This window comes from Janthinobacterium lividum, assembly GCF_034424625.1.
Classification (GTDB): domain Bacteria; phylum Pseudomonadota; class Gammaproteobacteria; order Burkholderiales; family Burkholderiaceae_D; genus Janthinobacterium; species Janthinobacterium lividum.
The window spans coordinates 4,719,438-4,739,114 of record NZ_CP139976.1 but is presented as its reverse complement, the minus strand read 5'-3'; the positions used below and the strand labels follow the sequence as shown (position 1 = coordinate 4,739,114).

At 61.3% G+C, this 19,677-nt stretch carries 19 protein-coding genes and 1 pseudogene; 19 read left to right on the top strand and 1 reads right to left on the bottom strand.

What is annotated here, in order from left to right:
• Positions 1 to 220 precede the first annotated feature (220 nt).
• The 10 genes and pseudogenes from U0004_RS21455 to U0004_RS30115 all read left to right on the top strand — a co-directional run bounded on the left by U0004_RS21455 (position 221) and on the right by U0004_RS30115 (position 9,970).
• On the top strand, positions 221 to 1,951 hold the full coding sequence (locus U0004_RS21455) for an acetolactate synthase 3 catalytic subunit (protein ID WP_052139969.1): 1,731 nt from the start codon (positions 221 to 223) through the stop codon (positions 1,949 to 1,951).
• 2 nt (positions 1,952 to 1,953) lie between these two features.
• The gene (gene ilvN, locus U0004_RS21450) at positions 1,954 to 2,445 is read left to right on the top strand and encodes an acetolactate synthase small subunit (protein WP_010399754.1); all 492 of its coding nucleotides are present in this window, start codon (positions 1,954 to 1,956) and stop codon (positions 2,443 to 2,445) included.
• Between the two features lie 73 nt (positions 2,446 to 2,518).
• Complete coding sequence (ilvC, locus tag U0004_RS21445) at positions 2,519 to 3,535, top strand: ketol-acid reductoisomerase (RefSeq protein ID WP_034750044.1); 1,017 nt, start codon at positions 2,519 to 2,521, stop codon at positions 3,533 to 3,535.
• Between the two features lie 150 nt (positions 3,536 to 3,685).
• The gene (locus U0004_RS21440; RefSeq protein WP_070255646.1) at positions 3,686 to 4,096 is read left to right on the top strand and encodes a hypothetical protein; all 411 of its coding nucleotides are present in this window, start codon (positions 3,686 to 3,688) and stop codon (positions 4,094 to 4,096) included.
• Between the two features lie 208 nt (positions 4,097 to 4,304).
• Positions 4,305 to 5,543, top strand: coding sequence for an MFS transporter (locus tag U0004_RS21435; protein WP_081345584.1), 1,239 nt, complete (start codon positions 4,305 to 4,307; stop codon positions 5,541 to 5,543).
• Positions 5,544 to 5,749: 206 nt separating this feature from the next.
• Positions 5,750 to 6,505 (top strand): SIMPL domain-containing protein, encoded by a 756-nt coding sequence (locus tag U0004_RS21430; RefSeq protein ID WP_034779548.1) that lies wholly within the window; start codon positions 5,750 to 5,752, stop codon positions 6,503 to 6,505.
• Between the two features lie 110 nt (positions 6,506 to 6,615).
• Entirely contained in the window at positions 6,616 to 7,371 is a 756-nt protein-coding gene (locus U0004_RS21425) for an SIMPL domain-containing protein (protein ID WP_070255643.1), read from the top strand.
• Between the two features lie 155 nt (positions 7,372 to 7,526).
• The gene (pssA, locus tag U0004_RS21420) at positions 7,527 to 8,378 is read left to right on the top strand and encodes a CDP-diacylglycerol--serine O-phosphatidyltransferase (protein ID WP_070255639.1); all 852 of its coding nucleotides are present in this window, start codon (positions 7,527 to 7,529) and stop codon (positions 8,376 to 8,378) included.
• A 48-nt stretch (positions 8,379 to 8,426) separates the two neighbouring features.
• Positions 8,427 to 9,193 (top strand): annotated as a pseudogene (locus U0004_RS30120) (2-isopropylmalate synthase); the annotation flags it as partial.
• Positions 9,170 to 9,970: an alpha-isopropylmalate synthase regulatory domain-containing protein gene (locus tag U0004_RS30115; protein ID WP_370452838.1), complete on the top strand. Its 801-nt coding sequence runs from the start codon at positions 9,170 to 9,172 to the stop codon at positions 9,968 to 9,970. The pseudogene U0004_RS30120 and the gene U0004_RS30115, both read left to right, overlap by 24 nt.
• Before the next feature lie 141 nt (positions 9,971 to 10,111).
• On the opposite strand, the gene bamE is transcribed toward U0004_RS30115, so the two are convergent.
• Complete coding sequence (gene bamE, locus U0004_RS21410; protein ID WP_070255636.1) at positions 10,112 to 10,609, bottom strand: outer membrane protein assembly factor BamE domain-containing protein; 498 nt, start codon at positions 10,607 to 10,609, stop codon at positions 10,112 to 10,114.
• A gap of 185 nt (positions 10,610 to 10,794) precedes the next feature.
• Here bamE and rpsO point away from each other — a divergent pair, with 185 nt between their 5' ends.
• From rpsO to U0004_RS21365, 9 genes are all read left to right on the top strand, one after another.
• Complete coding sequence (gene rpsO, locus U0004_RS21405) at positions 10,795 to 11,064, top strand: 30S ribosomal protein S15 (protein ID WP_010399743.1); 270 nt, start codon at positions 10,795 to 10,797, stop codon at positions 11,062 to 11,064.
• 220 nt (positions 11,065 to 11,284) lie between these two features.
• Positions 11,285 to 13,402, top strand: coding sequence for a polyribonucleotide nucleotidyltransferase (gene pnp / locus U0004_RS21400; protein WP_010399742.1), 2,118 nt, complete (start codon positions 11,285 to 11,287; stop codon positions 13,400 to 13,402).
• 204 nt (positions 13,403 to 13,606) lie between these two features.
• Positions 13,607 to 14,302 carry a hypothetical protein gene (locus tag U0004_RS21395; RefSeq protein ID WP_070255633.1) on the top strand — a complete coding sequence of 232 codons (696 nt, stop codon included), beginning with the start codon at positions 13,607 to 13,609 and terminating at the stop codon, positions 14,300 to 14,302.
• 9 nt (positions 14,303 to 14,311) lie between these two features.
• Positions 14,312 to 14,608: a hypothetical protein gene (locus tag U0004_RS21390; protein ID WP_070282162.1), complete on the top strand. Its 297-nt coding sequence runs from the start codon at positions 14,312 to 14,314 to the stop codon at positions 14,606 to 14,608.
• A 121-nt stretch (positions 14,609 to 14,729) separates the two neighbouring features.
• Positions 14,730 to 16,673 (top strand): methyl-accepting chemotaxis protein, encoded by a 1,944-nt coding sequence (locus U0004_RS21385; protein ID WP_070255630.1) that lies wholly within the window; start codon positions 14,730 to 14,732, stop codon positions 16,671 to 16,673.
• Positions 16,674 to 16,824: 151 nt separating this feature from the next.
• On the top strand, positions 16,825 to 17,034 hold the full coding sequence (locus U0004_RS21380; protein WP_071653667.1) for a hypothetical protein: 210 nt from the start codon (positions 16,825 to 16,827) through the stop codon (positions 17,032 to 17,034).
• 109 nt (positions 17,035 to 17,143) lie between these two features.
• Positions 17,144 to 17,905, top strand: a complete 762-nt coding sequence (locus U0004_RS21375; RefSeq protein WP_034779536.1) for a GIN domain-containing protein — start codon at positions 17,144 to 17,146, stop codon at positions 17,903 to 17,905.
• 63 nt (positions 17,906 to 17,968) lie between these two features.
• Entirely contained in the window at positions 17,969 to 18,577 is a 609-nt protein-coding gene (locus U0004_RS21370) for a tetratricopeptide repeat protein (RefSeq protein WP_070255624.1), read from the top strand.
• 71 nt (positions 18,578 to 18,648) lie between these two features.
• Positions 18,649 to 19,629, top strand: a complete 981-nt coding sequence (locus U0004_RS21365; protein ID WP_070255621.1) for an NAD(P)H-quinone oxidoreductase — start codon at positions 18,649 to 18,651, stop codon at positions 19,627 to 19,629.
• Positions 19,630 to 19,677 lie beyond the last annotated feature (48 nt).

Sequence of the window (19,677 nt, the reverse complement as noted above, 5' to 3'; positions counted from 1 at the left end):
TTGTTCTAACCCGCGCCACAAGCGCGAGCGGTTCGTACAGGCGCCACAGAAACTCCGGCCAAACGAGTTGCGTTAAGCGTTGTTTTGTAAGGTATCTATGGGTGCCCAAAGAAATGTCGTGACCGCATGAAAAGGGAAGCAGGAGCACTGTCGCGCACGGCGAACTTCGTCAGGAAAGAACATCCGATCAATCTCCAATGGACCTTGAAAGGAATGTTTCATGAATACCGAAGCAGCAGCAGGACCAATTACCGGCGCAGAAATTGTCGTGCGCTGTCTGGCTGAAGAGGGCGTCGAGCACGTCTTTGGATACCCGGGCGGAGCCGTACTCTACATCTACGACGCCATCTTCCAGCAAAACAAATTCCAGCATATCCTGGTACGCCACGAGCAGGCCGCGATCCACGCCGCCGATGCCTATTCGCGCAGCTCGAACAAGGTCGGTGTCGCCATCGTCACGTCCGGTCCGGGCGTCACGAATGCCGTCACGGGCTTGTCCACCGCGTACATGGACTCGATTCCCATGGTCGTGATCTCCGGCCAGGTGCCGAGCCACGCCATCGGGCAGGATGCGTTCCAGGAATGCGACACGGTCGGCATCACCCGCCCCGTGGTCAAGCACAACTTCCTCGTCAAGGACGTCAAGGACCTGGCAGCGACGATCAAGAAGGCTTTCTTCATCGCCCGTACCGGCCGTCCGGGACCCGTGCTGGTCGATATCCCGAAGGATATCAGCATGCACAAATGCCATTTCGACTATCCGAAGGAAGTCGAGATGCGTTCCTACCGTCCCGTCGACAAGGGCCATTCCGGCCAGATCCGCAAGGCCGTGCAATTGCTGCTGCAAGCGGAACGTCCGATGATCTACACGGGCGGCGGCGTGATCCTGGCAAATGCCTCGGCCGAGCTGAACAAGCTGGTCGACCGCCTGGGTTTCCCGTGCACCAACACCTTGATGGGCCTGGGCGGCTACCGCGCCTCGAGCGAGCAGTATGTCGGCATGCCTGGCATGCACGGCACCTATGAAGCGAACATGGCGATGCAGAACTGCGACGTCCTGATCGCCATCGGCGCCCGTTTCGATGACCGCGTGATCGGCAACCCGAAACATTTCGCTTCGCATCCGCGCAAGATCATCCACGTGGACATCGATCCATCGTCGATTTCCAAGCGCGTCAAGGTCGATATTCCCATCGTCGGCAACGTCAAGGATGTGCTGATCGAATTCCTGGCGCAACTGGACGCGGCCGAAGCCAAACCGAACGTCAATGCATTGAGCAACTGGTGGAAGCAGATCGCCGAATGGCGTGGCCGCGAATGCCTGAAATACCCGACCTCCGACCTGGTCATCAAGCCGCAAGCGGTGGTGGAAAAGGTATTCCAGATCACCAAGGGCGACGCCTTCATCACGTCCGACGTGGGCCAGCACCAGATGTGGGCTGCGCAATATTATGGCTTCGACAAGCCGCGCCGCTGGATCAATTCCGGCGGCCTGGGCACCATGGGCGTCGGCTTGCCGTATGCCATGGGCGTGCAGATGGCCAATCCGGATGCCACCGTTGCCTGTATTACCGGCGAAGGTTCGATCCAGATGTGCATCCAGGAATTGGCGACGTGCAAGCAGTATCACTTGACGCCGAAGATCATCATGCTCAACAACCGTTTCCTCGGCATGGTGCGCCAGTGGCAGGAAATCGATTACGGTTCGCGCTATTCCGAGTCGTACATGGATTCGCTGCCCGACTTCGAGAAGCTGGCTGAAGCCTACGGACACGTGGGCATGAGAATTGAAAAACCGGGCGACGTCGACGGCGCCCTGAAAGAGGCGTTTGGCATGAAAGACAGGCTGGTATTCATGAACTTCATTACTGACCAGTCCGAAAACGTGTGGCCCATGGTGAAAGCCGGCAAAGGCCTGTCCGAAATGATGCTCGGCTCGGAGGACCTCTAATCATGCGCCATATTATTTCTGTCTTGCTGGAAAACGAAGCGGGCGCCCTGTCGCGCGTGGTGGGCCTGTTCTCGGCACGCGGCTATAACATCGAAACATTGACGGTGGCGCCGACGGAAGACTCGACCCTGTCGCGCATGACCATCGTCACCAGCGGCTCGGACGACATCATCGAGCAGATCACCAAGCACCTGAACCGCCTGATCGAAGTGGTGAAGGTGGTGGACCTGACCGAAGGCCAGCATATCGAACGCGAGTTGATGCTGATCAAGGTTCGTGCCGTGGGCAAGGAGCGCGAGGAAATGAAGCGCACCGCCGATATCTTCCGTGGCCGCATCATCGATGTCACCGAAAAGACGTACACGATCGAACTGACCGGCAACAAGGTCAAGCTCGACGCGTTCATCGATTCGATCGACCGCGCCGCCATCCTGGAAACCGTCCGTACGGGTGGTTCCGGTATCGGCCGCGGCGAACGCATCCTCAAAGTATAAAAGACAAGCAGCACTACGCGGCCCTGGCGCCGCATTTAAAACAACAACGCATCATCAAATTATAGGAAATACCATGAAAGTTTTTTACGACAAAGACGCTGACCTCTCCTTGATCAAAGGCAAAAACGTTGCCATTATCGGCTACGGTTCGCAAGGCCATGCACACGCACAAAACCTGAACGATTCGGGCGTCAACGTCACCGTCGGCCTGCGCAAGGGCGGCGCTTCGTGGACCAAGGTCGAGCAAGCGGGCCTGAAAGTAGCGGAAGTCAACGACGCCGTGAAAGCAGCCGACGTCATCATGATCCTGTTGCCGGATGAAAACATCGCCCAGGTCTACAACGAAAACATCGCCCCGTTCGCCAAGCAAGGCGCCGTCCTGGCTTTCGCCCACGGCTTCAACGTGCATTACGGTCAAGTCGTGCCACGCGCCGACCTGGACGTGATCATGGTCGCGCCGAAAGCCCCGGGCCACACCGTGCGCGCCACCTACACCCAGGGCGGCGGCGTGCCCCACCTGATCGCCGTGTACCAGGACAAATCGGGCATCGCCCGCGATATCGCCCTGTCGTACGCCTCGGCCAACGGCGGCGGCCGTGCCGGCATCATCGAAACGAACTTCCGCGAAGAAACTGAAACGGACTTGTTCGGCGAACAAGCCGTGCTGTGCGGCGGCGCCGTGGAACTGATCAAGGCCGGCTTCGAGACCCTGACGGAAGCTGGTTACGCGCCTGAAATGGCCTACTTCGAGTGCTTGCACGAACTGAAGCTGATCGTCGACCTGATCTATGAAGGCGGCATCGCCAACATGAATTACTCGATCTCGAACAACGCCGAATACGGCGAATACGTGACGGGTCCTAAGGTCGTGACCTCGGCCACCAAAGATGCGATGCGTCAATGCCTGAAAGACATTCAAACGGGCGAATACGCGAAGAGCTTCATCCTGGAAAACAAGGCAGGCGCACCGACCCTGATCTCGCGCCGCCGCCTGACGTCCGAGCACCAGATCGAAGAAGTGGGCGCGAAACTGCGCGCCATGATGCCTTGGATCGCCAAGAACAAGATGGTTGACCAGTCGAAGAACTAAGCAGTCATAGTTCCTCACAAGAAGCCGGCGCAAGCCGGCTTTTTTTGTGCGCCGGCGCCTGGCAGGCAACATCCGTTACAATCAGGCCCATTCAACAATACCGTCAGCACCATGCTTGTTTTTTCTAAAGTTTTTATCGGTAATCTTCATGTGGTCAAGCGCCCCGTCTCGGTTGCCATCAGCTGCTGGTTTCTGGTCATCGGCTCGCTGTCAGCGCTGGTGTCGGCTTACCTCGGTCGCGACGATCCCGCCATGCTGGCCGGAATGGGGGACAGCGTGATTCCCGCCGGGGTGCAATACGCGATGTTGCTCTTCAGCCAGGGCATTACCCTGGTGGCAGCGCTGGCCATGCTGCAAAGGCAGCGTGGCGCGCGCACTGTGTATCTGGTGTGGGGCGTGATCGACATTGCATTCTGCCTGGCGACCGTGCCGCTGAAGATGAACGTCTTGCCTGGCGCGCTGACGTTCGCCGTCATCTGCGCCTTCCTGTACAGTCCGAAATCGAATGCCTGGTTTTCGCCGCGCAAGGCGGCCAATGATGCCTGCATGACACCAGCTTGAGCACTGCCGGTTCAAGCACGGCTGTCTTGGCGCGCCCGTTTTTCGCCCGCCTCCTGTCTTTTTATATTCCTATATAATTCCGCCCTTCCTTTGCAGTTTCCCATGGACTGCATCTGTTTCGGTATCTGCCGACCGCAACGCGCATCACCGCTTTTGTAGCACGCCAGGCGCTAATTGATCAGCCGCTTGCGCAACCTGAAGGACCCCTATGACCGACCGCATTACCGCCACAGTACCCATGCCGGGCGCTGCAGAATCCTCCGTTTCCGAACGGCTTCCCGTCCTGGCCTTGCTGGCCCTGGCCATGACGGCGTTTCTCGCCCTCCTGTCGGAAACCTTGCCGGCCGGCTTGCTGCCGCAGATTGCCCGGGACCTGAATATTTCCGAAGTCATGACGGGCCAGCTGGTGACCGTCTACGCCATCGGTTCCATCCTGACGGCGATTCCCCTGACGGCCCTGACGAGCGGCTGGCGCCGGCGCAATGTCTTGCTGCTGGCCATCATTGGCTTTTTGATCTTCAATACGGCGACGGCCCTGTCGCCCAACTATATGGTCGCCCTGGCCTCGCGCTTCGTCACCGGCATGGCCGCTGGCCTGGCCTGGGGCTTGATGGCTGGATACGCGCGCCGCATGGTCAGCGTCGAACAGCAGGGCAGGGCGATGGCCATTGCCATGATCGGCACGCCGCTGGCCCTGTCGCTGGGCGTGCCGCTGGGCACCCTGATGGGTGGCGTGCTGGGCTGGCGCAGCATCTTCGGCATCATGTCCGGCATGGCCGTGGTGCTGGTCGCGTGGGTGTTGCTGGCCGTGCCCGATTATCCGGGGCAAAAGAATGGCGAACGCCTGTCGATCCGTCAGGTGTTCATGACGCCGGGCGTGCGGCCGATCTTGGCCGTCATCGTCGCCTGGATGCTGGCGCATAACATTCTATATACCTACATCGCGCCGTTCCTGGCGCCGTCAGGCTTGCGCCCCCGCGTCGACCTGGTGCTGCTTGTGTATGGCGTGGGCTCGCTGGCCGGCATCTGGCTGGTCAGCCAGCTGATCGACCGCTGGCTGCGCCCGCTCGTGCTTGGCTGCATCGCCGCGTTTGCCCTCGTGATGGTGGCGCTGGGCCTGGCGATGGACTCCCCGATCGTCATCTATGTCAGCATGGCCATCTGGGGCATCACCTTTGGCGGCGCCGGCACCTTGCTGCAGACGGCGTCGGCGGACGCGGCTGGCGACGGCATGGATGTGGCGCAGGCTATGGTGGCGACCATCTGGAACGTGGCCATCGCGGGCGGCGGCCTGGCGGGCGGCATGCTGCTCGACGGCTATGGCGCGGCGTCGTTCCCGTGGGCCATGCTGGCCTTGCTGATGGTGGCACTGACCATCGCCTGGCGCGCGCACCGGCATAGTTTCAAGCCGGGCCGGCGCAGCGGCGGCGCAGTGCACGGTCACTAAGAACACTGTTATTTTGAATGTCGCTGTGTTGAAATGTGAGCAGATGTGACTGGCAAGCACATTTTGTGACGATTTGTTAATTTGCGCCACAGGAATGAATGAGGCGTTAGAATCTACACAGTTTGACAAGTTTCTCAGGCGAAAGGGATGGCAAAAGCGTCCCCTTCGCTGGCTGTCAGCCATATTAACTACCTAGGAGTACCCCCATGACCGTGATGAAATCCGTCCTTGTTGCCGCCGCCGCCACCGTTGCCCTGAGCGCACAAGCCCAATCCCTGCCGACCAACGGCACCCTGGTGGTCGTACCCGCGTTTGGCGAAGTCAAGCATGTCAATGACCAGGTGGTCGCTACCCTGGCCGTCGAAGAACAGGACAAGGACAAGGCTGCCGCCGCGTCGAGAGTCAACCAGAAGATGAACAAGGGTATCGCCATCGTCAAGCAGGCCGATCCGTCGGCAGCATTGAAATCGTACGGCTACTACACCTATCCCGTGTATCCGGAAGAGCGTCCATTGCCGGCTGGCGCCGTTGCCAAGCCGCGCCTGCCAACGGCCTGGCGCGTGGGCCAGTACCTGGAAGTGACGACGGCCAACCTGGCGTCCCTGCCAAAAACCGTGTCGGCGGCGCAAGGCGTGCTGACCCTGAATGGCTTGAATTTCGGCCTGAAGCCGGAAACCATCCGCCTGCTGGATGACCAGCGCATCGCCGCCACGTATAAAAACCTGAACGAGCGCGTGGCCGCCATCGCCAAGGCCATGGGCCGCAACGTTTCCGACGCCGTGCTCGATACGGTGGACTTCGAAGGTTCGGGCAACTATGTCACCGAAAACCGTGCTGCCGCCGCGCCGATGATGATGCGCAGCGCCAAGATGGCTGAAGACAGCACCGTTGCCGAACCGAGCTTCGAGCCGGGCGAAACGACGCTCGACATGCGCGTCGTCGGCAAGGTCAAGTTCAAGTAAGCTCAAGTAAGCTGAGTCGCGCGGAAATGCTTCCGCGTTAGCATGTTGTAAAGATCATGGGGCTGCTGGCCCCATGGTCGTTTTTGCCCCATTATTTCCAGGAGAACACTATGACCGTCATGAAAGCTATGCTGGCAGCCGCCGCCGCTACCGTTGCCCTGAGCGCACAAGCCCAGGCCCTGCCCACCTCCGGCACACTCGTGGTGGTGCCCGCCAACGGCGAAGTGGTGCATGCGAATGACCAGGTGACCGTCACCCTGGCCATCGAAGAGCAGGACAAGGACAAGGCCGCCGCCGCCTCGCGCGTGAACCAGAAGATGAACCAGGGCGCGGCCATCGTCAAGAAAGCCGACCCGCAAGCCGTGCTGAAGACCCAGGGCTACTACACGTATGCCGTGTATCCGGAAACGGCGCCCTTGCCGCCGGGCGCCGCCGCCAAGCCGCGTGTGCCGACCGGCTGGCGAGTGGGCCAGTATCTGCAGGTAACGACGACCAACCTGGCCGCCTTGCCGAAAACCGTGTCCGCGGCGCAAGGCGTGCTGACCCTGAACCGCTTGAATTTCGGCCTGGCGCCGGCCACCATCCGCAAGCTCGATGACCAGCGCATCGCGGCCGCGTACAAGAACTTGAACGAGCGCGTGGCCGCCATCGCCGGCGCCATGGGTCGCAATGTCAATGATGCCGTGATCGATACCATCGATTTCGAAGGTTCGGGCAATTACGCCCAGCGCGTCAGCGTGGCCGGCGCGCGCAACATGAGCGCCGATGCCATGGGCTATGGCGGCAACCAGGTGGCCGAACCGAGCTTCGAAGCGGGCGAAACGACCCTGAACATGGGCCTGGTGGCGAAGATCAAGTTCAAATAGGATAGTATCGGCGTCAATATTGCCAGCTTGACGCCGCCGCGCTTTTCTTTGGCGGTGGCTCCTCTATAATGGCAACATCGGCAGGCGCATGCCGCAAGACGAATGCGCCTGCCATCTGGCACCGAATCCCCGCAGTACACAAGATATGGAACAACATGGCAAACTTCCCCCGTCGTAGAGGCAAGAACGGCACCCCCGCAGTATCCAAAGCGTCCCGCTTCAGCAAATTCGTGCGCCAACCGGTGAGCGATGGCACTGGCAAGAAAACCTTGCGCCGCCGCGGCATCTATCTGTTGCCGAATGCCTTCACGACGGCAGCCCTGTTTTGCGGCTTCTACGCCATCGTCATGGCCATGAACCAGAAATTCGAACACGCAGCCTGGGCCATCTTCATCGCCATGATCCTCGACGGCCTCGACGGCCGCATCGCCCGCCTGACGAATACGCAGAGCGAATTCGGCGCCCAGTACGACAGCCTGTCCGACATGGTGTCGTTCGGCGCCGCGCCGGCGCTGGTGATCTATGAATGGTCGCTGCGCGGCATGGGCAAGCTGGGCTGGCTGGCCGCCTTCGTGTATTGCGCCGGCGCCGCCTTGCGCCTGGCACGCTTCAACACGAATATCGCCGTGGTCGACAAGCGCTTCTTCCAGGGCTTGCCCAGCCCGGCGGCGGCGGCCATGGTGGCCGGTTTCATCCTGCTGATGAACGACCTGGAATTTGCCGGCAACCAGCTGGCCTGGGTCTCGTGGACGATCGCCTTGTTCTCCGGCCTGACCATGGTCACCAACGTGCCGTTCTACAGTTTCAAGGATGTGAATTTCCGCAAGTCCGTGCCCTTTATCGTGGTATTCCTGCTGGCATTGTTTTTTGCGCTCATTTCCATTGATCCGCCGAAAGTGCTGTTCCCGATCTTCGTCGCCTATGGCCTGTCCGGCTACGCCGTGTTTTTCTGGCGCATGGCGAAGGGCAAGCCCGTCAGCATCATCCAGACCGACCCCGAGCATTGATGCGCTGAGTCGGTAGCGTCGCCAGTCTTCAGCCAGCCAGGAGCAGCCATGAACACCAGCAACCGACTCATCATTTTTGACACCACCTTGCGCGACGGCGAGCAATCGCCGGGCGCTTCCATGACGCGCGAGGAAAAGCTGCGCATCGCCAAACAGCTCGAACGCATGAAGGTCGACGTGATCGAAGCGGGCTTCGCCGCTGCCTCGCAGGGCGATTTCGAGTCGATACGGGCGATAGCCGGCGCCGTGCGCGAGTCCACCATCTGTTCGCTGTCGCGCGCCAACGACCGCGACATCGCCCGCGCCGCCGAAGCCCTGCAGCCGGCCGAGCGCAAGCGCATCCACACTTTTATCGCCACGTCGCCCCTGCACATGCAGATGAAGCTGCGCATGACGCCCGAGGAAGTCTTGCTGCAGGCACAGAACGCCGTGCGCTTTGCCCGCCAGTTCACGGACGACATCGAATCAGCCCCGAAGACGGCAGCCGCTCCGACGAGGATTTCCTGTGCCGCGTGCTGGAGGGCGTGATCGCCGAGGGCGCCACCACCATCAATTTCCCCGACACGGTCGGTTACGCCGTGCCGGAGATCTTCGGTAATACCATCAAGCGCTTGCGCGAACGCATCCCGAACTCCGATAAAGCCATCTGGTCTGTCCATTGTCATAACGACCTGGGCCTGGCTGTGGCCAATTCGCTGGCCGGCGTCATGATCGGCGGCGCGCGGCAGATCGAGTGTACCGTCAATGGCCTTGGCGAGCGGGCCGGCAACACGGCGCTGGAAGAAGTGGTGATGGCGCTGCGCACGCGCGCCGCCTATTACAACTTGACGGTGGGCATCGATACGACGCAAATCGTGGCGGCATCCAAGATGGTGTCGCAAATCACGGGCTTTGCCGTGCAGCCGAACAAGGCCGTCGTCGGCGCGAACGCCTTTGCGCACGCGTCCGGCATCCACCAGGATGGCATCTTGAAGGCGCGCGAGACGTATGAAATCATGCGCGCCGAAGACGTGGGCTGGACGGCCAACAAGATCGTCCTCGGCAAGCTGTCGGGCCGCAACGCCTTCAAGCAGCGGCTGCACGAGCTGGGCATCGCGCTGGAATCGGAAGCGGACATCAACGCCGCCTTCATCCGCTTCAAGGAGCTGGCGGACCGGAAATCCGAGATTTTCGACGAAGACATCATGGCCCTCGTCAGCGAAGAACAGCAGGCGCAGGAGAGTGAGCACTACCGTTTCATTTCACTGACGCAGCAGTCGACGACGGGCGCCGTGCCGCATGCGCGCGTGGAATTCCTCGTCGGCGGCAAGCAACTGAGTTGCGAAGGGCGGGGCGACGGCCCCGTCGACGCCACCGTCAACGCCATCGAAAGCGCGGCGGCCAGCGGCGCGGAGCTGGTCTTGTTTTCAGTCAATGCCATCAGCACGGGCACGCAGTCGCAGGGCGAAGTCACCATGCGCCTGTCGCGCGACGGGCGCATCGTCAACGGCGTGGGCGCCGACCCGGACATCATCGTGGCCTCGGCCAAGGCGTATCTGTCAGCCTTGAATAAACTGCATGCCAAGGATGAACGTATCGACCCGCAGCCGTAGGCAGTACGCCTGATCAAACCTACTGCGCGTCGCGCTTTGCAGCCGGCGATGCTCACCGTGCTTCAGCACGGCTGCGCTTCTCGGCCACAAATCACTGCCGCTCGCTACGGTTTTATCAGGCGTCGTTACGCTGGTAATGTTCTACCAAAAAAAACGCCGCTCTTCCTTGGCCGGATCGGGCCCGTTCATCATCATGCGCACGATGCCGTCGTGGTCGAAGTGCACGTGCATCATGGAATCCCAGACGCCCGATTCCTTGTAGCGGTAGGACCAGACGTGCAGTTTCGGCAGCGACAGGTACGATGTTTCCGTCGGGCGGCCCAGGGTGTGCAGCACGTCTTGCTGGGTCGACACGCCCACCTTGATGCGGGCAAAGCCCGGCGTGTCGAGCACTTGCTCGTAGGAAATTAGCTTGTCATCGGGGCCGAAGCGGGCCATATACGTGTACTGGCCGTACGGTCCCGTCGCGTATTCCAGTTCAGGCCCGGTGGGCAATTGATAGATATTCGTCGGCCGGCCCAGGCGCGCTTCCACGGCGGCGCGCGGCTCGCCCGGCTGGGGCGGCGGGGCGTTCCAGCTGGCGCAACCGGCCAGCACGGCAAACAGCAGCGGTGTTGCCAATTTGAGCAGTTTTTTCATGTTTGACCTCCTGAAATGCAGGAAAACCCTATCATGCACCGAGAAAAGCGCGCACGGCAGGATACAGGCGGGCATTTTTCCGATATACTTGCGCGTCTGGTTGGCAGCATAGGCCAGTATTTTAATAATCGTAGTTCACGGTGGATAGGGTTCAGACTCTGTGCACCGCATGTGAAAGGTTTATCATGACAGTAGAAAACATCAACAAAGCCGCTATCATCGCGGACAACGCACGTGGTCAAAACGACACCGGCTCCCCTGAAGTGCAAGTTGCACTGCTGACAGCTCGCATCAACGAACTGAACGGCCACTTCAAAGCCCACTCGAAAGATCACCACTCCCGCCGCGGCCTGATCATGATGGTCAACCGTCGTAAGAGCCTGTTGTCCTACCTGAAGGCTAAAGACGCTACCCGTTATCGCGACCTGATCGCTAAACTTGGTCTGCGCAAGTAATTTTTGCCGTACAAGGTTTATACAGAAATGCCTGCGCCAGTTCGCTGACGCGGGCATTTTGTCATTTGAATTCCGGATTTATATCGAGAAGTACAGTATTCTCTCCCGATATCATGTTTTAAAAGTAAAGTAGTAAAGGTGGCAACGATGTTTCTGCCGCCTGTGGTGAGGTGAACGACAGCCCCTGAAAATCTGTCGGCAATTAGAAAAGGGATACCCCATGTTTAACAAAGTTACGAAAACCTTCCAGTACGGTCAACACCAAGTGACCCTGGAAACCGGCGAAATCGCACGTCAGGCATCCGGCGCAGTGCTGGTGTCGATCGAAGATACCGTCGTTCTGGCAACGGTAGTGGCACGCAAAGATGCCAAGCCAGGCCAGGATTTCTTCCCTTTGACGGTTGATTATGTCGAGAAAACCTATGCTGCCGGTAAAATCCCGGGCGGTTTTTTCAAGCGCGAAGGCCGTCCTTCCGAAAAAGAAACACTGACATCCCGTTTGATCGACCGTCCTATCCGTCCGCTGTTCCCGGAAGGCTACCTGAATGAAGTGCAAGTCATCATTCACGTGTTGTCGGTCAACCCTGAAATCGATCCGGACATCGCTGCCATGATCGGCGCATCGGCCGCCCTGTGCGTATCGGGCGTGCCTTTCAACGGTCCTATCGGCGCAGCGCGCGTCGGTTACGCCAATGGCCAGTACATCCTGAACCCGACCGTCCAGCAGCTGAAAACGTCGGAAATGGACCTGGTTGTCGCCGGCACCGAAACGGCCGTGCTGATGGTCGAGTCGGAAGCGAAACAGCTGTCCGAAGAAATCATGCTGGGCGCCGTGGTCTTCGGCCACGACCAGATGAAAGTCGTCATCGACGCGATTCACGACCTGGTGCGTGACGGCGGCAAGCCGGAAGTGGAATGGGCGCCTGCGCCGAAAAACGAAGCACTGATCGCCCGCGTCGCGCATTTCGCCAACGCCAAGATCAATGACGCGTATCAAACCAAGGACAAGCAAGAGCGTACGGCCAAGCTGAAAGCGGCGACGTCGGAAGTGATCGCCGACCTGTCGGCCGAAGCGGCTGCCGCCGGCGGCGCGTCCATCGACAGCGCTGAAGTCAACAACATCCTGTTCGACATCGAAGCGAAAATCGTGCGTACGCAGATCCTGGACGGCGAGCCACGCATCGACGGCCGCGACACGCGCACCGTGCGTCCGATCTCGATCCGCACCAGCGTGCTGCCACGCACCCACGGTTCGGCCCTGTTCACGCGCGGCGAAACGCAAGCGCTGGTCGTGGCGACGCTGGGCACCGCCCGCGACAGCCAGAAGATCGATGCGCTGATGGGCGAGTTCACCGATTCGTTCATGCTGCATTACAACATGCCTCCGTTCGCCACCGGCGAAACGGGCCGTGTCGGTACGCCAAAACGCCGTGAAATCGGCCACGGCCGCCTGGCAAAGCGCGCGCTGATCGCCGCCCTGCCAGCCGCTGAAGAGTTCAGCTACTCGGTGCGCCTGGTATCGGAAATCACGGAATCGAACGGTTCCTCGTCGATGGCATCGGTGTGCGGCGGTTGCCTGGCACTGATGGACGCCGGCGTGCCGATGAAAGAACACGTGGCCGGTATCGCCATGGGCCTGATCAAGGAAGGCGGCAAGTTTGCCGTGCTGTCCGACATCCTGGGCGACGAAGATCACCTGGGCGACATGGACTTCAAGGTAGCCGGTACCCGCAACGGTATCACGGCGCTGCAGATGGACATCAAGATCATGGGCATCACCAAGGAAATCATGCAAGTGGCACTGGCGCAAGCCAAGGAAGGCCGCGAGCACATCCTGGGCGAAATGCAAAAAGCCATGCCGCACGTCAAAACCGAACTGTCCGATTTCGCACCGCGTCTGATCACGATCAAGATCAACCCGGAAAAAATCCGTGACGTGATCGGCAAGGGCGGCGCCGTGATCCGCGCGCTGACCGAAGAAACGGGCACCCAGATCGACATCAGCGACGAAGGCGTGGTCACCATCGCTTCCGTCGACGCTGCTGCCGGCCAGGAAGCCAAGCGCCGCATCGAAGAACTGACCGCTTCCGTCGAAGTGGGCAAGACCTACGAAGGCACCGTGCTGAAACTGCTGGACTTCGGCGCCATCGTGCAAGTCATGCCAGGCAAGGACGGCTTGCTGCACATCTCGCAGATCGCCAACGAGCGCGTCAACGCCGTGGCCGACTACCTGAAAGAAGGCCAGCTGGTCCGCGTCAAGGTTCTGGAAACGGATGACCGCGGCCGTCTGAAGCTGTCGATGAAAGCTGCCGAAGGCAACGAAGCGCCAGCCGCTTAAGTCAGGCTGAGTGCGGCCTAGTCCGCATGCTCAACAACCGCCGGCGCGCAAGCCCTGGCGGTTTTTTTACGCCTTGTTTGCGCTGTATCGAAGGTGTGTGCCGACGTGTGCATGGGTCTTGATCCAGCGCGTATCGGCCGCTGCCGCGCCTTGTAGATTCGGGGTGGGACCTTCCCCTGAACGAGTCTTCCAAGGAGATGCAGCATGCGCACATTCTGCGGTCTGGCCGCCGCCTTTCTGCTTGCCGTCGCGCCCGGTGTCCGGGCGCAGCTGGACAATGCACCCACGCCGGTGCCGTTGCCCATCCCCATCGCCGCCGCGTCCGCGGCCATGCCGGCGCAAGACCTCGACGCCTTGCGCGCCGTGCATGCGCGCGAAATCAATGACCTCAGCACCTTCAAGACGGCGGGCTTGCAGCGCGAAGCGATCGATCCCTACCTGGACAGCGCACCGGGCCGGCAATTCCTGCGCGAACTGCGCACCGCCGATCCAGCCGCCCCGGCCGAGACGATTTACGCGCGCGCCGTCGAGCAGCTTGCTTCCGGCAGCACCTTGCCCGATTTGCAAGCCATGTCGGCCGCGCTGGTGAAGATCGTGCCGCATGGCCAGAACGTGTCGCCGTACTCGCCGTATTTCACCACCAGCGCGCAATTGCAGCTGGCGTCGGGCCAGTGCGCCAGCCTGGCCGACTGTTTCGGCTTGCCCTTGAAGATCGAGGCGCCGCTGTATGATGTGTATCAGATCATGCCCAAGGGCACCGTCAACGTGTTCGTCAGCCAGGTGGCGCCGACGCAAGAGCTGGGCGGTCTGGTGCGGCGCCGTGGCGGGGCGCAGCAGTATTTATTGCCAAATCGCAACTTGTGGTCGGCGCCCGTGCTGATCGGCACGATCAAGAATTGAGGAGAGATGATGGATCAACAGCGTTTGCAAGCCCATGCCGCCGAACTGGAGCAATTGTTGGCCCGGCTGGCGCCCGCCGATGGGGAGGTGGCCGACCTGCGCAGCGCGCTGGAACCGCTGCTGGCCCTGGCGGGCAGCGGGGCCTTGAGCGCGCCGCTGCCGTGGGGCGACATCCCCGGCGGGCGTTATTTTACGGAAGGCGGCTTGCGCCAGTACCCTGAACTGGAGCAGGCATTTGCCCGTTTCCGCATCGAAGCGACGGGTGGTGAATCGCCGGCCCTGCGCAAGCTGCGCGGCGAGCTGTAATTAATATATGGTATCAATTGTTGTTTATGGGTAATTGACTGTCAGTATTGCTTGACGACAAAATCTTATTCATCGACCATGGCGCATCCCTCCCGATTTTCTCTTTTTTATTGGATGCACCATGTTGTCCTCCCTTAAGGCGCGGCTGATCGCCATCGCCGTTTCCATCGTCGTGCTGGCCATGCTGGCCGTTGCCATCGCCAATTTCTTCACTACGCGTTCCAGCACCCTGGCCGCGCTCGACACGCAGATGCTGCAGTTGTCGCACAGCCATGCCGCGGCCATCGCCGAATGGCTGCGCTCCAAGCAAGCCGTGGTGGGCTCGCTCAAGCAGGGCGCCACGGCAGCCGATCCGCTGCCGGCCCTGAAGGCGGCCGAGCAGGCGGGCACCTTCGACATGGCGTATATCGGCTTTGCCGACAAGCACGCCGTCTTTTCGCAAGAGCGCAAGCGCGCCGCAGACTATGATCCTACGGCGCGGCCCTGGTACAAGCTGGCGTCCGAAGCGGGCGGCCCCGTCATCACGGCGCCGTATATCGGCGCCAGCACGGGCAAGCTGGTGGTGACGTTTGCCGAGTCGCTGGGCGGCAAGGGCAGCGTGACGGGCGTGCTGGCGGCCGACGTGATGATGGATGCCGTGGTGCAAAACGTCGCATCGATCAAGCCGACGGCGTCCAGCTATGCCTTCCTCGTCGATGGCGGCGGCAAGATCATCGCCCACCCGGACGGCAAGCTGACCTTGAAGCCCCTGGCCGAGCTCGATCCGGGCCTGAGCGCGCAGGCGCTGGCCGATATTGAAAAGAGCGGCGATGGCGCCGCCATTCGCCTGGGCGAGCGTGACGGCATCTTGCATGTAAGTAAGGTGTCTGGCAGCGACTGGTTGCTGGCGACCGTGCTCGACCGCGCAGAAGCGACGCAGGCATTGACCTCCATGCTGCGCGCCTCGGCCTTGACGGCCTTGCTGGTGCTGGCCCTGGCCGCCACGGTATTGAGCGCGCTGGTGGCGCGCGCCTTGCGCCGCCTGGGCCTGGTGCGCGATGCGATGGAAGCGATCGCCACGGGCGACGGCGACCTGACCAGCCGCCTCGACGCGGAAGGCTCGGACGAGCTGGCGCAGATCGCCAAGGCGTTTAACTTGTTTGTCGAAAAGATCGCCACCGTGCTGGTGCAGATCCGCAGCATCAGCACCCTGGTGCGCAGCGAGTCGGCCGATATTGCTGCAGGTAATGCCGACCTGTCTTCGCGCACGGAAGCGCAGGCGGGCGCGCTGGAAGAAACGGCCAGCTCGATGGATGAGCTGACCTCGACCGTCAAGCAGAATGCGGAAAACGCGCATGCGGCCAATGAGCTGGCCGTATCCGCCTCGGAAGTGGCGGCCAAGGGCGGCCGCGTGGTGCAGCAAGTGGTCGGCACCATGGCCGGCATTCAGGAAAGTTCGCGCAAGATCGTCGACATCATCGGCGTGATCGACGGCATCGCCTTCCAGACGAATATCCTGGCCCTGAATGCGGCCGTCGAGGCGGCGCGCGCGGGCGAGCAGGGCAGGGGCTTTGCCGTGGTGGCGTCCGAAGTGCGCAACCTGGCGCAACGCTCCGCTGGCGCGGCCAAGGAAATCAAGGAATTGATCGGCGACTCGGTGGAAAAAGTCGATGCGGGCGGTCGCCTCGTCGATGAAGCGGGCCAGACCATGGATCAGGTGGTGGCGTCGGTGCAGCAATTGACCACCATCATGAGCGAGATCACGGTGGCCAGCCGCGAACAGAGCGCCGGCATCGGCGAAATCAATACGGCCGTCACGCACATGGATACCATGACGCAGCAAAACGCGGCCCTTGTCGAGCAGGCGGCCGCCGCCGCGGAAAGCCTGCAGGAACAGGCCGTGGACCTGGCGCAAGCCGTCGGCATGTTCCGCCTGGGCGATGCGCCAGCTGCGGCACCGGCGTCCGTGACGCGCCTCAAGGCTAAGCCTGTGGCCCCTGCGCCGCGCGCGCCGGCCCGCGCGCTGTCGCCGGCCAGGCCCGTCAAGGCGGCCAAGTCCGGCGCCGACGAGTGGGAAGAGTTTTAAGCGCGCAGCAGTAAATCGACGTTTATCCGCGTTTTTGTCAGGCCAGCCTGCCAAAAGCGCATTTCGTCGCAATCGGCGTGTCTGCCGGGAGCGGTATGGCTATAGTGATCACATACCGCAAGCCCACTGCCAGACACCCGAGGAGAACAACATGAACGTCGCTAAAAACATGGAAGTCATTGCCGTTGCCGCCGCCATCCTGCTCGGCACCAGCTGCTACGCCATCGCCCCGGCCGCCCCGGCCCTGCAAGTGGCCAGCTCCACCGCCACCCTGGCTGCGCCAGCGGGCAAGGCTGCCATGCACGTGGTGGTCGTCAAGGCCAAGCGCCTGAACGCCGCCGAAAAAGCCCGTTTCGCATAATTGATTGTCAGCAATTTTTGCTGCTGCTACAGTGGCAGCCAGTGGCAATGCGCGGGAGCTCCATGAGGGCGCCGCGGCACATAAAAACAAGATACCGAGGATGCATTACATGAAAAAGACACTGCAACTGGCGCTGCTGTTCCTGGCGACTTTGGGCCTGGTGCGCGGCGCGGCCGCCGAGACCCGCTTGCTGGAAATGCGCAACGTCGACGCCCGCGTGGTGCGGGTCAAGCTCGATGGCGTGATGGAAGTGCGCATTCGACAGGGCAACGTGCCTTCGCTGAGCATCACGGCCGACAAGCGCTATATCGCCGATGTCAGCACGGCGCAAAGCGGCGATACCCTGCACATCGAAACGGAAGTGCGCGGCTTCAAGATCGGCCCTTCGTCGATCCGCGCCGACCTGGTCTTGCCGAATTTGCGCGAACTGAGCTCGGAAGGCTTTGGCAGCACGGACATCACGGGTTTCAAGGGCGAGGAACTGACCCTGTCGCTGGAGGGCGCGGGCAGCATCAAGCTGGTGGGCGACTACCGCAAGCTCAATGCCAGCCTGGGCGGCGTGGGCAGCATGCAGATATGGATAGGTAACAATGAGCGGGCCGAGCTGGACTTGCAGGGCGCCGGCTCGGTGGTGCTGGGTGGACGCGGGCGACTCCTGAAAGCCAGCCTGGGCGGCCTGGGCAGCCTGAATGCGCAGCAGTTCGAAGCCGATGCCGTTAACCTGGAATTGAGCGGCCTCGGCAACGCCACGGTGAATGCCCATACGAATGCCAAGCTGAACTTGAGCGGGCTCGGTTCTGTGGTGGTGTACGGCAAGCCGGTCAACCGCGATGTCAGCGTCGAGGGCCTGGGCAAAGTTAGCTGGAAGTAAAAGCATCCTGCCGCAGGCCTTTTGGCAGGACAAGAATAAGTAGTCAGACCACATCCCATTCCGATGAAAAAACTGATCATTACATTACTCATGCTGTTGACGATACAGCTACCCGCGCGGGCTGGCTTCGCCGAAGGCGCCAGCGCCTACAACAACAAGAATTACGCGCTAGCCTACAAGGAAATATTGCCACTGGCCAAGACCGGCAGTGCCGATGCCCAGCATTTGCTGGGTTTGATGTATTACATGGGGCGGGGCTTGCCGCAGGATTACAAGCAAGCCATGTTCTGGCACCGCAAGGCGGCCGAGCAGGGCAAGGCCGACGCCCAGTATGTGGTGGGCGCCATGTATTACACGGGCAACGCCGTGCTGCAAGACCATAAGCAGGCCGTCGGCTGGTTCCGCAAGGCGGCCGAGCAGAATCATGCCGAGGCACAGCAGGTGCTGGGCCTGATGTACCGCTACCACATGGGCGGCGTGCAGCAGGACAACGTCATCGCCTACATGCTGTGGAACCTGGCGGCGGCGAATGGCAACGCGAATGCGGCCGACCAGCGCGCCGCCGTGGTGCGCAAGATGACGCATGAGCAAGTCGAGGAAGGGCAAGCCCTGTCGGCGAAATGGAAGCCCGGCACGCCATTGCCGCGCCAGTCGAAGACGGGCGGCGCCTAAGGGGAAGCGGTGCTCTGCAAGGGCTAGCGGCTTGGCGTACAATCGCCGTTTTCCCTTGAAAGAGTCCCGCCATGCGTGCAGTTGCCATCAGCCAGCCAGGTCCCGCCGACGTTTTGCAGATCGCGGAGCGTCCCACGCCGCAATTTAAGGCGGGCGAACTGCTGATCAAGGTGCACGCGGCCGGCATCAACCGTCCCGACGTGCTGCAGCGCCTGGGCAAATACGCGCCGCCAGCCGGCGCGTCGGACTTGCCGGGCCTGGAAGTGGCGGGCGAAGTTGTCGATGGCGACTTCACTAATACCGCATTCAGGAAAGGCGACCTGGTCTGCGCACTGGTGCAGGGCGGCGGCTATGCCGAATACTGTGCCGCGCCCGCCGGCCAGTGCCTGCCCTTGCCGAAAGGCTTGACGGCGCTGGAAGGCGCGTCCCTGCCCGAGAATTTCTTTACCGTCTGGAGCAATGTCTTCGACCGCTGCGCGCTGGCCGATGGCGAAACGTTATTGGTGCAGGGCGGCACGTCCGGCATCGGCGTGACGGCCATCCAGCTGGCTGCCGCGCTCGGTCACCGCGTGTTTGCCACGGCGGGCAGCGACGAGAAGGCGCGCGCCTGCGAGGCCTTGGGTGCCGAACGGGGCATCAATTACCGCACGGAAGATTTCGTTGCCGTCGTCAAGGAATTGACCGATGGCAAGGGCGTCGACGTCATCCTCGACATGGTGGGCGGCGACTACCTGCCGCGCGAAATCGATTGCCTGGCCGACGATGGCCGCATCGGCCTGATCGCCGTGCAGGGCGGCACCAAGGCGGAACTGGACCTGGGTAGCTTGCTGCGCCGTCGCCTGACGGTGACGGGTTCCACCCTGCGTCCCCGTTCGGTCGCCTTCAAGGCTGCCATCGCCAACCACCTGCGCGCGACCGTCTGGCCGCTGATCGAGGCAGGCAAGATCAAGCCCGTGATCTATAAAACTTTCCCGTTGGAAAAAGCCAACGAGGCGCATGCCTTGATGGAAGCGAGCACGCACGTGGGCAAGATCATGTTGCAAGTTGCCTGAAACGGGGCACTGCCTGTTTGACCGGCATCGGTGCCGGAGTTAGAATGA